We start from the raw sequence: 15,168 nt of genomic DNA, 5'->3' as shown, positions 1-15,168 counted from the left end.
ATTCGATAAACGGCCAATTGATTCTCCCAATTCGTATGTGTCGATGCGCGGCATTCCGCTCGATCGATTAGAACCTACATCCGGGGCACGCACAATTCCATGGTCGACTGCAGTTGACGGCGAGTTCACCAGGCACAATTCCGAACGCAGTGGATTGGTCGTGCAGGCGTGTATGGAACGATTCAGCTCGGCCCGCTTGAAGTCGATATCCCGCGAACTGCCTCCAATCGTCGGACCCAGCCAAGCAACTCGTGATATGGCTATTGCGAGAGGGGTGAGCGGCCCGTGGTCTGGCCGAGGGTTGTCGGGCCATGTGTCGTGCGCTCCCGAGTCCATTGAACCATTGCTGATGGACAATGAGGGGATACACATGCGCGCGCACAGCGACGCAAACCCGGGTATCGTGCCGTCCTGAATACGAAGAAAAGCCATGGCCAAACTCTACGATCCGGCACTGACCACCAACCCGCACGGCCCGCTGTACCGCGTCGACAAGGCGATCAGGGCTGCTCAAGAGCGGCTGGATGCCGCTATCGATGCAAAGCGGCATCACACCAGCCACAATCTTGCTCACCAGGTGATCAAGGAAGCTCGTGAAGGGCTGAAGAAGGCGGAGCAGATGCGCCTGGTCAAGATCAGGGAGCTTGCGCAATAGCCATCAGGTCACGACGCGATGGAAGCCGGGAGTGCCGGGATCGACTGGAAGGCTGCGGGCGATAGTGACGCGAAGCGCGCTGATACGCTGAGGTCATTCTGCCCTTGGGGAGACGTCGACGGGTTTCGCGCGATGTCGCCAGAAGTCTGGATCCTCGTGTTTGCCCTGGCCCGCGCGTGCCGCGCAAAGGATCTTGCGCGGCACGGCAATGGGCATTTAGTCGAAGCCATCGGCAAAGATGCGGTAGTCGGCCGGGCCACCCATGAAGAGAATGTTTCGGCTGTCGGGCCGGTCGTTGCCCTGTGCGCTGGCATCGATAGCCAGTTCCCATGTCTCGTTGTCGATCAGGGTCGCGCTGACAAACGAGTACCAATCCGTGCTGGAGTGATCGCCGGGGATACGCGGTCCGTAGTTCCGCCAGACAGCATCTCCGCTAAAACTTGCGCCATGAAAGCGGACCCTAAGTACCGCGGATTCGCAATCTGGCAGGGCGAATCGAACAAGGCCATGGATGTCATGGGAGCCTGGTGTTGCATGCGGGTCGGCAGGCAGGGTTTGCGCCGCCACGGCTGTGGTGTCGTTGAGCTGGGAACAGCCGCCGGGGGAAGAGACGATGGACAGTGTTACGACCGGTGGTCCGGAATTCAGGCCCGACACGTCCGGGTCGACGGATTGATCGAGCGTTGCTACGTCCGCCTGCGTTGAATCGGGAATCATGTCGCCGTTGCCGTCCCCGCCCAGGAAATCGTTCTCGATCGCATCCGGTACGCCATCGGCGTCGCCGTCTGCGACTGTCGTGTAGTCCCAGACTCCGCTTTCAGTTCCGACCAGCAGTCGGCTGCCTGAGCCCATGGCGTGGGGGCGCGTTTGCAGTGCGAGCGCACTTGAGATCGAAAGCCCGATGCTCACGGAGTTCCAGTGGACCCCGCCATCGGTGGAACGAATTACGCCGCCCGGATAGTTGAAGCGAGAAGAAATAGCGGCATAAACGGCAGATCCATCCTCCTCGAAGACCAGCGCCCGAACGGAATCGCCGGGCACGCCATCTTTTGACAGCGTCCAGTTGGCGCCGCCGTCGATGGACTTGTAGATGCTCGCCTTGTCCTCTATCGCCGTGTAGCTGAGCAAACCCGCGTAGAGCTCCTGTGGATTGATCGGGTTGATGGCCAGCGCAAGCACATCGCATTGGGAGCTGCCGGGACCCTCGCATGGCGGCAAGCCACTGCTTGAGTGAATCCAGTTCGCACCGCCATCGGTTGACTTGAACACGCCGTTGGCGATGCCCGGAAGAACGCCACCACCCATATCGAAGTTCCAGTTCACTGCGGTACCGACATAGAGGGTTGAAGTTGTCATCGGATCAATGACCATAGGAACAACGTAGACGCCGGCGACCTCACCCAGCTCTGGAGGTCCGATATCGACATCCAGCGGCAATCCGGTTTCCGACGGAATCCACAGCGCGCCAGCGTTGGTGCTCTTGTAGATGCGTGCCGATCGGTATGGCGTGCCCGGTGTCCCCGAACGACCACTGCCGGCGACATAGATGGTCTGCAATGGCGATGCGCCGGGTATGCAGGGCGGCAACGCACACGAATGCGGATCGGGCACGATATTGCGAACCTGACCCATGCTGGGAGCACCGCCTACGATGGCGATTCCATTGTCGATGGCAGTCCAGGATTCACCGGCATCGACGCTCTTGTAGATTCCTCCGTTCTGGAGTTCCGGCGGATAGGGCGGAGCGCGCCCGGCCGCGTAGACGGTGAATGCTTCGGATGTCCCGGAATCCGAGTCGACTGTCGTCAGATCAATCGCGATCGACCGAATGGTGCTGCCTGCAAAACTTCCCAGCGGGCTTGACCAATGTGTGCCGCCATCGTTGGTTCTCGAAAGCGGCGGCCCAAAATCTGCGCCGGCAAGGATAACCGAGCTGGCATCATCGGTATCCAGCGGATGGGGGGCGATCGCGCGAGTCGACACGAAGCCGAAGCCATTGTTGTTGCTAGCCCAGTTTGCGCCGCCGTTGACGGTGCGCATCAGCCCGCTATTCAGGCCGGCGAGCACGGCAGGAACGCTCGGAAAGCCCGGATGCGGCGACAAGGCGAGTACTCCAGGCGCATCGCTGTCCGGCACGCCCAGTCCAACGGATTCGTCCCAGGTTGTCCAGTTGATCGGCGATGCCAGCACGTCGGCACTGTAGTGCAGGCCGTTGGGCGTACAAGCCACGAAAAGCCCGCTCGCCGAAGAGGGGTCTGTAGCCACGTCCGCAGCATTGCTGCAACCGAATCCGCTGGATGGAATCGCGACCTTCTGCCATTGCGAGCCGCCGTCGCTGCTTGCAATAACCTGGCCGCCGAAGGCGACGAAAACGTTTTGCGCACTCAAGCTGGAGGTAAGGATCTGGTTGGTGGCGAATAGTGGCTGAGGCGGATCTCCGCCCACGGAATCCTCGGGATGGATCCCGTTCCAGTTCAGTCCCCCGTCGCTGCTCTTGAGCAGCGCCGCAGTTTCGAGGTCTCCGCCGGCTCCCTGAAATTTGCCAAGGAACAGTGTGCCGTCTGCCGCGTAGTGCACGTTGAGGTAGAACTCATTCGGCAGATCTGGCGTGCGGTCGGTCCAGGTGTTTCCTCCGTCTGTGGAGATGTACATGCCTTCGGTCGTCGCGATCGCAAGCTCGACGGAGCTGCCGTGACGTAGAGACAAGTCTTGGACATATTCGCCGCTGGCCAAAGGCAAGGGCAGCAGGGTCCAGGTCATTCCGGCATTTGTACTCCGATAGAGCGCGCTGCCGCCCCCCGCGTAGACGACGGGTTCGATTGTGCTGGCGCTCAGCATGGCAACGTAGAGCGTCTGCGGCAGGCCGCCTCCCAGCGCTCGCCAGTGGGTGCCGCCGTCGCTGCTTTTGAAGAGACCGGCGTTGCTACCGGCGTAGATCACTTCGGGATCCACTTCATAAGTAGCAATTTGATTGACCGTGCCGCCGAATGGTCCCAGTGATGCCCACCGCCCGGGCTCGGCGGCACTTGTACTGGCGTATCCGATCAGGGCGGCTAAAGCAAACGTGATACTCCGGAGAATCTTCGTGTTTGCGCGTCGTTTCATGGCTGGCACTCCTTTGGCCGTCGAAGAATGGGCTCGGGCTGGCCGAGCTCAACAGATCTGTACGCACGTTCTACGTAACTGTGTGTACGACGACCATCGTATATCGCAGCAAAGATGCAGCGCAAGGAGTTTGTGTAGGGATATGAAAAATACCAGATGCCATGAAGTGGCAGAACGTGTTGGACAGTCTTGAGCAGCAGCCGACAAAAACCAGATGCTGAAGCGAGAGCAAACCGCATGAAAAATCAGCTCCGCTGACACATTGCAATGCAATCGCACGAAGCTCCCGATCGTCTGGTCGCGTCGCGTCGCGTTGGGAGGACGAGAGCATCCCGCGTATGCATATGGTCCGCCTCACAAACGGGCTTTCATCTTGGACCACGAGGTTGGCGCCCGCTACGTTCCGAGCCTGACCTGCAGTCTTGCATTAGAAAGCAAGCATCCGGACAAGGTCCTGCAGGTGCTTTCCGGGTGCCGTGCGCTCGGCGAAAAAAATCCCGTGCTCCGGCCATACGGTTGCGACGCTTTTGCACGCCGCTTCGTCCAGATAGAAATACAGCAAGTTTCGTATCGCTGGTTTGCCGTGGCACGCCGAGACATCGACGCCCCTTTGGCGAACGGGTCTGGTACACGTCTATTTCTTCAGCGAGTCAAACGGCGGAAATCAGGGAGGCGACTGTGAAGCATTGGAAATACGCATTTGTTCTATTCAGTGTCGTGGGAATTGCGCTTTTCGCACTTCTCGTCCTGCAGGGCGGCTACAAGGACGAGCAGGTTGAAGGTGAAGTCTGGGCGAAGCCTGTCGAAGGAGATTTCTGGGCCCATCGTGTTTCCTACCCGACCATGCAATTCAGTCCGGGTTGGTACAAGGAAGCCAGGCTCGCAGATCAACAAATCCAGTCCTCGATTCCAGCCGGCGAGAAGAACTACAGGCGTTCCGCCCAGTCACCCCTGACCCTGGAACCCAACGGCTGGACGTTTCTGGGCCCTTCGCCGCTAGTCCGTCTTTTCCAGAACGTACTGACGGCAGGGCGAACAAACGCCATTGCCGTTGACCCGAGAGGGCCGGATATCGATGGCTTTCATACGGTGTACGCCGGATCAAATGGCGGTGGACTCTGGAAGACGACCAATTGTTGCGATGCGAACACCACCTGGAAAAACGTGACTGATGATCGCGCCATCGCGAGTGCGGCAATCGGCGACATATACATCGATCCGGGCAATCCGGATGTGATCTACCTGGGCACCGGCGATCTTCGCTACGGATCGCTTTCGTTCGGCTCTGTCGGCGTCCTCAAGAGTATCGACAGGGGTGAGAGCTGGAGTGTGCTGGGCGAGGATGTCTTCAACCCGATCTATCCGCCCTCGCCCAATCTCGGATTCCCGCAGTATCAAGCCATCAGCAAGGTCAGGACCAACCCCAACGATCCCGACACGATTGTCGCGGGCACCAAGACGGGAATCTTCGTTTCAAACAATGGTGGCGCTGACTGGACCGGTCCCTGTTACACCAATACCCATCTGGATCAGCGTCAGGACGTCACCGGATTGATCATCCAGGACGTGGGCGGAGGTGCAGCGAGAATGTTCGTGGCGATCGGTACCCGAGGATTGCCGACGGCTGTACAGCCCGATCTTTCAGAGCTCGGTGCCAATGGCGTATACCGCGCAATGCTTCCTGCTTCTGGTTGCCCGATAACGGGCGACTGGACTTTGCTCGAAAACGGTTGGCCAGCGGGAACCGGCAATGGCAACCCCGCCGGCAAGTTGCTGGGTAGGCTGGAGATGGCGGATGCCCCGAGTGAGCCGAACACGATCTATGCAATGGGCGTAAACGCAATGACCAGCAGTGTCCTTGGCGTCTGGCGAACGGACGACGGCGGAGACACCTGGACCCAACGTGCCGCGGAAACCGATATCCAGTCAGGCGGGTGCAACGGAGGAGACGGTGGTGGCTGGAACATGTGGTACAACGCAGCACTTGCGGTGGATCCCGGCAATGCAGAAAACGTCCTGCTCAGCGGGGTCGACATGTATCGTTCCAACGATGGAGGTTCGAGCTTTCTGGACATGACCTGCGGTTATGACCTCGGGTTTGTCCACGTTGATCACCACGCCCAGGCGTTCCTGCCTGATGGCAAGGGCGGCTTCGACAGCAACCAGGTGTTGAGCGGTACGGATGGCGGTGTCTTTTACACGGCGAATGCGCAATTTGGCACGGGCGGACCGGACGCGGACAATCGCCCCACCTACATCTCGCTGAACCAGACCATCGGCACGATCGAGTTCTACTCGGGCGATATCACTGCGAATTTCGCATCCTCGCCCACTCCCGGTGCCAGCGCCGGTGCGCAAGACAATGGCAGCGATTATGTGCGTTGGTCGAATGCGAATCCGGGCGCGGCGCAATGGACCATAGACAATCCGGGGGACGGCATCTATACGCGCATTGAGCCTATCAATGAGCTGCGCTGGTACTACTCCTCCCAGAACGGCTCACTTGTTGTTACCGAGAATGGCCCGGGAAGCCAGGGTGAGTGGGCAAATACAGGCTGGGGAGGCGATACCTTGAGTTTCGTCATGCCGTTCGAGATCTATCGCCATGGCGAGCTTGATGTCGCCGGCAGCGGTTGCACGTCAGCCATCGGCTGTACTTTCCTGATTGCCGGGACCAACCGTGTCTGGGAGACAGTGGAAGGTGCAGTTCCTGCCGAGAGCTGGTACCCGAACAGCCCGAATCTGACCAAGAATACGCTGGGCAGCCGTTCGTTCATCAATCAGCTCGCGTACGCAACGAAAAACCCTGGCGTTGCCATCGTCGGCACCAACGATGGCAACGTCCAATTCGGTCATGCACTCAACCAGGGGGTCTCCGATTCGGCGTCCTGGGTCGATCTGACTGACGGCAATGCGGTCCTGCCCAATCGGCCGGTCATGGATGTGACGGTGGATGTCGGTGATGCGGCCAACCCGGGCACTAGCGCTGTAGGCTACGCGGTGCTGGGTGGGTTCGACGAGAACACGCCATCGACACCCGGGCATGTGTACGAGGTGAGTTGCGTGGACAACTGCGCGACATTCAGTTGGCGCAACGTGAGCGGAAACCTGCCCAATATTCCGACCAACACGATTGCAGTGAACCCGAAAAACCCGGTCCAGGTCTTTGCCGGTACTGACTGGGGGCTTTACTACACCGATGATGTCCGCGCCGCTGATCCTGTCTGGTACCGCTTCGAAAATGGCATGCCCCGAGTCATGATCTGGGACATGGCCATCGATCGCGGTTTCACGACGCTTGCAGTGTTCACGCGTGGACGTGGCGCCTGGGCATGGCCACTACCTGATGGACCGATTGATCCCATCTTTGAGAACGGGTTCGAGAATCCCTGAAGGATATTCGGTGCACCATGAGCGCACTTTTCAGTGGCTGACAATCGAGGAACGCTGGATCATTCCTGCGTTCCTGAACGCCGCAAGACGAGGATAGACACTGGAGGGCGGTGTTCAATGGAAACGCGTCGTGGAATGAGATGGCAGGTCGAGTGAGACGGATTGACATCCTGCTGAGTTGCGCTGCGGATCCCGGGCTCGCAGCGTTGATTCCGCTGATGCAGATCCTTCAGAATCACGATTGCAGCTCGCGGGGGCGCACGCAAGCAGTGAGCGAAATCCACCGGGACCGAGATTGACGCCGAGCCATGAACCCGCAAGGCCCATTCTACCGCGTGGATAGTGCGATCAAGGCGGCCCGGCAGCGATTGGATGCCGCTGTCGTTGCGAAAATCCGGGTGTTCCTATTCAGTGCTTGCCGCGAACCTTCGGCCTGCGCAGCGTCACGAAAGCGGTCATGGCAATGGCGGCAATCAGCAATGCGAGCCAGGCGAGTGAACTGACCGGCAACGCTGTGGAAGCTACACCGCCGACCGGTGCTTGTGGGTCGACCGGGCCATGATGCGGGATGTTGACGTGGAACGGCGCATAGCCCCAGCCTCCCTGGGTCGCGGCCACGTTTTCTGGTGTCTTGTCGGGCAGGCCGGCAATGGGCTCGTGACCAAATTGCCCGACCTGAAAATCGGGAGATCGTGCGATGCCATTTTCGTCGGTGACGACGGCGACTTCGAGCTCTCCGTCAAAGCTGCCATGCGCACTGAGCGGTGGAACTGCGCCGGGATTGAGGTTCAAGACATAGTTGGGCTGGAAGTACACGGTCAACCCGGGAAGCGGGCGTCCGTCCGGATCGGTCAGGCGCAGCGCGAACGGTTGCCGCAAGCTGGAGCCAGCCACCCCCTCAACCGCGTGGTTCCCCACAAAGGCCATCTCGAGGGCCGGATAGTTTTCCCGGATCGTTGCGTGTCCCGGCATCGCGAGGACCAAGGTAGCTACAGCAACCAGCAAAACGTGCTTGTTCATCAATGCTTCTCCTTGCCGCAGGCGCTGCGATGGACCGCATCACTCGAGCATGCGACGTCGCGGAGGGTGGAATCGTCGCAACTTCCGACAACAGCAGCGGTAACGATTTGCAGCGAACAGCGAATGTGACCCATGCTCGGGTTCTTGCTCGCAGAACGCTCGTTGATTCCATGGGCCATTTTTATCATTGTCGAGCGTTGCATGCGCCGAGATGAAGTTCATGTCTGGCAGTGATGCACTGCAGAGTCCCGCAGCACTGGCGCGGCAGACCTTCATGAGTTGCGAAACCATGGCATCGCAAGGTCGGCGACAATGGCTCACGCGGGCGGTTTCTGAACGTAACTCGGTGCCGAACTATGGAGGCATGCACAATTCAACAGGGATGAGGGAAGTTTCGGGCGGGCCTTGATGTCAGTGCCGTTCAAGCATGGCGCTGGGTGCGCACACAGCAGACCAGGATGAGGTCAAGCTGCCGCTTGCGGCGCAACATCAGAACGTCCAATCTGGCAGCAAGCGACGCTCTCCGGCTCACATTCAAGGGAATTTCAGCGCATGAACTTGTCAATCGCAATTGCGCAAATGCAGGTGACTCCGGGTGATCCGGCGGCCAATATCACCAAGATGGAACAGTTTATTCAGGCTGCCGCCAAGCGTGGAGCGGATCTGGTGGTATTTCCTGAAGATGCGATCTGCGGTCCGCTTGCCGGGCAGAACGCATTCGTCGCGGAAGCGCCAGGGTATCTGGCACACATGCAAAAGCTGGCCGTTACCTATGGCGTCGATCTGGTGCCAGGCACATGGACGGTGGGCGACGGGATCGCGCTATACAATCAAGCTCACTACATATCGGCCGATGGAACCTTGGCCGGCATCTACCGGAAAATAAATCTGTGGGAAACCGAGAAGGTGATCATTGCTCCAGGAGCATCCGTCTCCGTCTTCCCGACGCGATTTGGTCTTGTCGGAATGGTGGTGTGCTGGGACATAGCCTTTCCGCCAATTTTCACGGCCATGAACCAATTGGGCGTTGAACTCGTTGTATCACCGACATTCTGGTCGGTACCGCTGCATGCACCAGGAACGCCGGACGCCTTGGCTGCCAGGCAAGAGGATATAGACCTGATTGATTCCCTGTGCACTGCACGTGCGTTCGAGAACGATATCGTCTTTGTCTATTGCAATGCCGCGGGAACGTTGAATTTGCCGGGGAGTGTAGTGACGCTATCGGGGTGTTCACAAATTACGCATCCCGTCGACAAAGTCATCTGTCGCAGCGATGGCAATCACGAAGACTTGTTGGTCGCCGAGGTTTTTCATCAGCGGAGTGCTGCTGCACCAACCGTTCCAGTTTGATAGGTAGCTCCGGATTCGAGGTAGAGAGTTTGTCAGGGCAGTTCTTTGCTGATGACGGCATCCTTCATCCCTTGCACGATCCGTATCGTCATTGTGAGCCGTCGTGTGTTCCGTCCACTCTGGCGAGCCGTTCGCAGGGAATCGAGGTTCAGCGCTGATTCCAGCTGCATAGGTGAAGCTTCACTCCTGTGCTCATTTCCACCGGAGAATTGCCATGCGCTATCTGACTGCTTCGATCATTCTTGCGGGCTGCGCGCTCAGCTTGTCGGATGGCGGCCACGCTCTTGCCGCTCCGCCGGAAGCAAACGCCCGCGCAAGCATCGCGGGTATCGATGGCAATAACGTGAGTGGCTCGCTGGAATTCAAGTCGACTCCTGAAGGCGTCCATATCACCGGGACGATCAATGGCCTGGCACCAAATGGTCGCAATGGCTTTCATGTGCATGAGAACGGCGATTGCAGTGCGCCGGAGGCAAAGAGTGCCGGCGGCCACTTCAACCCTGGCGATAATGCACATGGGCACCCGAAAAGCATGCCTCATCATGCTGGTGACATTCCAAATCTCGACGCGAATGCGATGGGAACTGCTGTTGTCGACGTCACCATGGATGGAGTCAACCTTGGTACGGGGCATGAAAGCATTCTCAATCGTGCGGTGATCGTACACGGCAAGGCCGACGACTATGCAACGCAACCGGCTGGCGATTCCGGACCACGTATCGCCTGCGGCGTGATCTCATCGCGCAAATAGCGACAGCAACACAACAGCGTGAACGCGAACAATTCCTTGGGTCGGCGTTGGAAGCAGGCGATGGGCCGCTGGGTGAGAGCTGGGAGAACGGAGGAAGTCGGGTAGGGGTGCGCTAGTCTCGCGTCTCATAGCTCATAGCCCGGATCAGGTTTCCAATGTTTCGTGTGGCGGACCTCAGGAGCGCAGCGCTGATTCTGATCGCGCAGAGCCTTCGGATCCGCGGGCGTACTCCCCCGGTGCGCAGCCAACCAGGCGTTTGAAATCGCGTATGAAATGAGCCTGGTCGAAGTAGCCCAGGTCGAGCGCAAGCCGGGTCCAGTCGGTCGGTATTCCCTTTGACAGGCGTTCGATGACCTCGTGGATCCTGTACCGATTGATGACCCACTTCGGGGAAACGCCAACCTGCTCGTTGAACAACCGCTGCAGCGAGCGGATGGTCATTGCCCAGCGCGATGTCAGTTGCTCAACGGTGAGCAGATCCTGATTGTCGGCGATGTCGTCAACAATACATGCAGCTTGCCGGCCCTGGCTTCCGACAGCAGCACCCATGCCGAGCAGCATGCATTCCACTGCCGTGGCCTTGCCCAGATCGTCATCATCCATGGGATCGATTTTGGCCAGCACTTGGGCGTGAGGAGCCATGATCTCCGCTGCCGTCAGCGTGCGGTTGCGGATCGTCGACAGCGGTCGGCCGAGCAATGAGCGAAATCCACCGGGTCTGAACTTGACGCCGAACACGCCGGCTTGCCCTTCAAGAATCGTTGAAAAGCGTCCGGCTTGAATGCCATACACGCGTGCACCGAGCGCATCGAAGACCAGGTGGACGTTAGGGTGTGGCAGGGTTTCGCGCGTCTGCGCGGGATGTCCGCGCAGGTCCCAGCGCACGCTCCAGAAATGCTGGACCACCTCGCGAAGCGCTTCACACGGCGCGATGCGCGCATGATGGAATTTTCCGGAAGCCACCCCCGTTCGCAGGATGCCGCGCGCGGGGCCGACCTCCCGTGTCATGTCCCTGCCCGCGATACGCTGATCTGATGTCGTGTTTTTCCAATCACCGCCAGTGTCCTCGGTGTCCAATTGGCTGATCACCTACTGCCAGGAACCATCATGTCCTTTAAGCCAGTGTTGCATGGCGGATTCATCTGCATTGTTCTGGTGGCGGCCGGCGTGTCCACTGCAACCTCACAACCCCAGGAGTCTACGACAATGCATGCCGAAGGCACGTTCGACGTGAAAACGTCACCGCAGAAAGCCGACAATGCGGACGCCAAAGCGGCTGGCTTTATCCGCATTTCACTGGACAAGCGCTATCACGGTGCCATCGAAGGCAGCGCCACGGGGGAGATGCTTGCCTCCGGCGACGGATCGAAATCCGGTGCCTATGTCGCCCTGGAGAAAGTCAGTGGTTCGATTCAAGGTCAGCAAGGCAGCTTTGTATTGCTGCACCATGCGGTCATGGTTGACGGAGTGCCGCGCGACTGGCGTGTCACCGTCGTCCCGGATTCCGGTACGGAAAAACTCGCCGGCATCGCGGGAGAGCTGCGCATCCTGATCGAAAATGGCAAGCACGCCTATGAGTTCGACTACACGCTGCCCTGATCAGCGACTGCCTGGTTGGCGTGGCCGCCAGGCGGCAAAGCGCTTTCTGGAAGGCTTTCACAAACGGCAGCGGCACACATGCTCCCCAGATGGTTCGTGCAGCTGTCCGGGTGCATGCAGAAACTCGCAGAGTCGTGAAGCAGGATCATGTCGGGATTCTGGAGGGCCTTTGGATGTCCCTGTCTCGATCCGCTGTGTGTCTGTGGGCAACAACCGGGGCGCACTGGACTATCCTCCAGTCATTCCATTTCCTGGAATCGGACACGCCCGATCGGTTGCGTGGCGATATGTGTTGAATCTTTGGGTGCTTTAAAGCTAAATTTCTCGCCCGCGCCAGGTAGCCAGGCAGGCATGTTTGCGGAGTGAAGCTCGAATGCATTCACTGTCCAGCCACGAAATAGCGTGACCCGCAAGTTTGGCAACCAGGGGAATACATTGAACAAGCTGATCCTAGGCGCATTGGCGCTTTGCGTTTTTCGTTTCGGGTTTGCGGCGGATGTTCCGCCCAATACAGTGCCTGCCTCGACCGCCGGCGCGAGCAAGACAACTTCCGATGCCACCGTCACGCAAGGCAAGCCTCTGGTTGCGCTGACGCCGGCGCAGAAAGCCAAGCTCGAGGGCAAGCTGGAACATCTCGAGGAACGCAACTTTGGCGATCCTGATCTTGCCGAGCAGTTCTACGTGAACAGTCGCACGGGGCCGCTGAGAACCCGCGGCAGCGCAATGACGCAGGGTATCGGCACGATCAGCCCTGAAATGTATTTTCCGGCACTGCAGCAGATGCGCAAGATGCCGCGCATCTCCAGCGCCGAGGGAGCACGCTACCCGTCGATTTCGGGGCCGCAGGATCCATCGGTGAATCCGTTCGCTGGCGCGCCGGCAACGGCGCTTGGCGCCTGGAGCAACCTTGGGCCCACCAATCAGGGTGGGCGCACGCGCGCGATGCTGATCGATTCGACAAATCCGAACATCATGTATGCCGCTGGCGTTGCTGGTGGTGTCTGGAAATCGATCAACGGTGGAGGAAACTGGACAACCACGACTGATCAGATGGTCAATCTCGCTGTTGTCACGCTGGCGTTCGAGCCAGGCAATTCCAGCGTGATCTATGCCGGTACTGGCGAGGGCGTCGGCAATGGCGACGCGATTCGTGGCGCCGGTATCTTCAAGTCGATTGATGCAGGCGTCAGCTGGTCGCAACTGGTGTCGACCAATACCCCCGACTTTTACTATGCGATGAAGATTCTGGTCAGCCCACGCAATACACAACGCATTTGGGCAGCCACCCGAGCGGGCGTGTATCGGTCGCTCAACGCCGGCGGCAGCTGGAGCCAGGTCATCAGCGCGGGCGCGTCGGGCGGTTGCACCGACATGGCCATGCAGGTTCAGGGCGGTTCGGGCTACGTGTTCGTCTCCTGCGGCAGGGGCTCGCTCCAGGGCACCATCCATCGCGCCGAAGATACTGACGTGTCGACGTTCGCAAGCGTGCTGAGTCTCCCCGGACAGGGCCGCAGTTCCATCGCGGTCGCGCCATCGAATGAGAGCATCGTCTATGTGATGGCTTCACAGAGCACGGCTGGTGCAGGCCCCGGGCAATTCGGATTGCATGGCATCTACCGCTCCTCCGTCAATGGTGATTCCGCTTCTTTCGTTACCCAACGTCAGGGCAATGTGGCACCTGCCGATACGGCGCAGAAAATCAACCAGCTGATGCTGAGCAATCCGGTGTACGGACTGCTTTCCGAGTGCGGTTTTGGCAGTACGCAGCTTCTCAACCAGGGCTGGTACGACAATGTCATCGCGGTCGATCCGGTCAATCCGGATATCGTCTGGGCCGGCGGCGTCGACCTGTGGCGCTCGGACAATGCCGGTGTGGATTGGGGAACGGCCAGCTACTGGTGGTTCGAAAAAGGGGTGGACTCTGAGTACCACCACGCCGATCAACATGGACTCGTGTTCCATCCGCAGTACAACGGCACCAGCAATCGAATCCTGTTTGCGACCAGCGACGGTGGCATCGAGCGCACGGACGACGCACGTGCACCGGTCAATACAACGGTTGCCCAACTATGCGGAGCGCCCGTCGCCGGTGGCACTGTCTGGACCGATCTCAACAACGGTTATGTCACCACCCAGTTTTATGATGGTGCGGTCTATCCGGATGGTCTGAGCTATTTTGGCGGATTGCAGGACAACGGCACGCAACGCGGTACTTCGCCTTCGCTCAACTGGTCGATTCTGCTGGGTGGCGATGGTGCCTACGCAGCCGTCGACACCTTGAACGACGCCAACGCGGCGAACGATGTCCTGCTCGCGGCCTTTACCGGAAACTCGATGCAGAAATCGGTCAACGGCGGCAGCACGTTCGTGGCGTCAAACGTGGGCATTACAGGAACAGGTTTCATGTTCATCGCACCGTTCACGATGAACAACGGGAATCGCCAGCAGATCTGGACCGGGGGCTTCGATATCTGGCGCAGCGTCAACCAGGCAACAGCCTGGACGCGCGCCACTGGCGCCAACGGAACCTGCGGCAACGGTTCGATTTCGGCGATCGCGACGCATCCTCTCGATGGTAATCGCGTGCTGATCGGCATGTCCGACGGGTGCTACCACTACAACGCGGGGGCATTGACGGCGCCGAACACCGGCACCTGGCCCGGTGGTACGTTTATCGCAGTCGGCAACATCTCGTGGATGGCCTGGGACCCGAACAACATCAACGTTGCGTATGCGACGGTGTCCGCGTTCGGCATCAACAATGTATTCAAGACAGTGGATGGCGGCGTCAGCTGGGCGCCGAGCGTAGGCGCCGGCCTGACCGCCATGCCGCAGATTCCGGCACTCTCGGTCGTCGTGAATCCCAACGATTCCCAGCAAGTTTTCGTCGGAACCGATCTCGGCGTTTTCACGTCCATGGATGGGGGCACCAGTTGGAACGTCGAGATCACCGGGTTTGCGCGGACACCGGTTGAATCCCTGAAGCTCAACCAGGCCGGAACGAAGCTCTTTGCCTTCACCCATGGGCGTGGTGCCTGGTCGACTCCGGTCTGCAATTCCTGCCAGTTCAGCATTGGTGGCAGCGTTTCTGGTCTCGCGGCAGGCGCCAGTGTCTCGGTGCAGAACAACGGAGGTGACACCCTCACGTTGTCGTCGAATACGACTTTTGATTTCGCCACGACCATGCTCGATGGATCGCACTACAGCGTGACCATTTCGGCACAGCCCGACGTTGCCTTCCAGCAGATGTGCTGGGTCACTCACGGCAGCGGCATGCTGGACGGGTCAAGTA

The 15,168-nt window shown here is 59.2% G+C and carries 8 protein-coding genes and 1 pseudogene; 6 read left to right on the top strand and 3 right to left on the bottom strand.

Annotation, left to right across the window (positions count from 1 at the left end):
• The first annotated feature begins 430 nt into the window (after positions 1–430).
• Positions 431–655 carry a hypothetical protein gene (locus tag WBP53_RS01575; protein ID WP_423925247.1) on the top strand — a complete coding sequence of 75 codons (225 nt, stop codon included), beginning with the start codon at positions 431–433 and terminating at the stop codon, positions 653–655.
• Positions 656–871: 216 nt separating this feature from the next.
• Here the strand turns inward: WBP53_RS01575 and WBP53_RS01570 are convergent, their stop codons facing one another.
• Complete coding sequence (locus WBP53_RS01570; RefSeq protein WP_423925245.1) at positions 872–3,760, bottom strand: WD40/YVTN/BNR-like repeat-containing protein; 2,889 nt, start codon at positions 3,758–3,760, stop codon at positions 872–874.
• Between the two features lie 678 nt (positions 3,761–4,438).
• On the opposite strand from WBP53_RS01570, the gene WBP53_RS01565 reads away from it, so the two are divergent.
• On the top strand, positions 4,439–7,153 hold the full coding sequence (locus tag WBP53_RS01565) for a hypothetical protein (RefSeq protein WP_423925243.1): 2,715 nt from the start codon (positions 4,439–4,441) through the stop codon (positions 7,151–7,153).
• A 408-nt stretch (positions 7,154–7,561) separates the two neighbouring features.
• On the opposite strand, the gene WBP53_RS01560 is transcribed toward WBP53_RS01565, so the two are convergent.
• On the bottom strand, positions 7,562–8,173 hold the full coding sequence (locus WBP53_RS01560; RefSeq protein WP_423925241.1) for a hypothetical protein: 612 nt from the start codon (positions 8,171–8,173) through the stop codon (positions 7,562–7,564).
• Between the two features lie 552 nt (positions 8,174–8,725).
• Between WBP53_RS01560 and WBP53_RS01555 the strand changes: the two genes are divergently transcribed.
• Positions 8,726–9,526, top strand: coding sequence for a carbon-nitrogen hydrolase family protein (locus WBP53_RS01555; RefSeq protein WP_423925239.1), 801 nt, complete (start codon positions 8,726–8,728; stop codon positions 9,524–9,526).
• 214 nt (positions 9,527–9,740) lie between these two features.
• Positions 9,741–10,277: a superoxide dismutase family protein gene (locus tag WBP53_RS01550; protein WP_423925237.1), complete on the top strand. Its 537-nt coding sequence runs from the start codon at positions 9,741–9,743 to the stop codon at positions 10,275–10,277.
• Between the two features lie 174 nt (positions 10,278–10,451).
• On the opposite strand, the gene WBP53_RS01545 is transcribed toward WBP53_RS01550, so the two are convergent.
• Positions 10,452–11,285: an AraC family transcriptional regulator gene (locus WBP53_RS01545; RefSeq protein ID WP_423925235.1), complete on the bottom strand. Its 834-nt coding sequence runs from the start codon at positions 11,283–11,285 to the stop codon at positions 10,452–10,454.
• Positions 11,286–11,384: 99 nt separating this feature from the next.
• Between WBP53_RS01545 and WBP53_RS01540 the strand changes: the two genes are divergently transcribed.
• Entirely contained in the window at positions 11,385–11,876 is a 492-nt protein-coding gene (locus WBP53_RS01540; protein WP_423925233.1) for a DUF3224 domain-containing protein, read from the top strand.
• 435 nt (positions 11,877–12,311) lie between these two features.
• Positions 12,312–15,168, top strand: a pseudogene (locus WBP53_RS01535) (hypothetical protein); the annotation flags it as partial.

It is taken from the genome of Dokdonella sp. (genome assembly GCF_049593775.1).
Lineage (GTDB): Bacteria > Pseudomonadota > Gammaproteobacteria > Xanthomonadales > Rhodanobacteraceae > Dokdonella.
The sequence above is the reverse complement of the archived record's forward strand: the minus strand, read 5'-3'. Positions and strand labels throughout refer to the sequence as shown.

Coding starts and splice junctions, on each gene's coding strand:
- WBP53_RS01560 (WP_423925241.1), bottom strand. CDS start 8,173: ATGAACAAGCACGTTTTGCTGGTTGCTGTAGCTACCTTGGTCCTCGCG.
- WBP53_RS01540 (WP_423925233.1), top strand. CDS start 11,385: ATGTCCTTTAAGCCAGTGTTGCATGGCGGATTCATCTGCATTGTTCTG.
- WBP53_RS01555 (WP_423925239.1), top strand. CDS start 8,726: ATGAACTTGTCAATCGCAATTGCGCAAATGCAGGTGACTCCGGGTGAT.
- WBP53_RS01570 (WP_423925245.1), bottom strand. CDS start 3,760: ATGAAACGACGCGCAAACACGAAGATTCTCCGGAGTATCACGTTTGCT.
- WBP53_RS01545 (WP_423925235.1), bottom strand. CDS start 11,285: ATGACACGGGAGGTCGGCCCCGCGCGCGGCATCCTGCGAACGGGGGTG.
- WBP53_RS01550 (WP_423925237.1), top strand. CDS start 9,741: ATGCGCTATCTGACTGCTTCGATCATTCTTGCGGGCTGCGCGCTCAGC.
- WBP53_RS01575 (WP_423925247.1), top strand. CDS start 431: ATGGCCAAACTCTACGATCCGGCACTGACCACCAACCCGCACGGCCCG.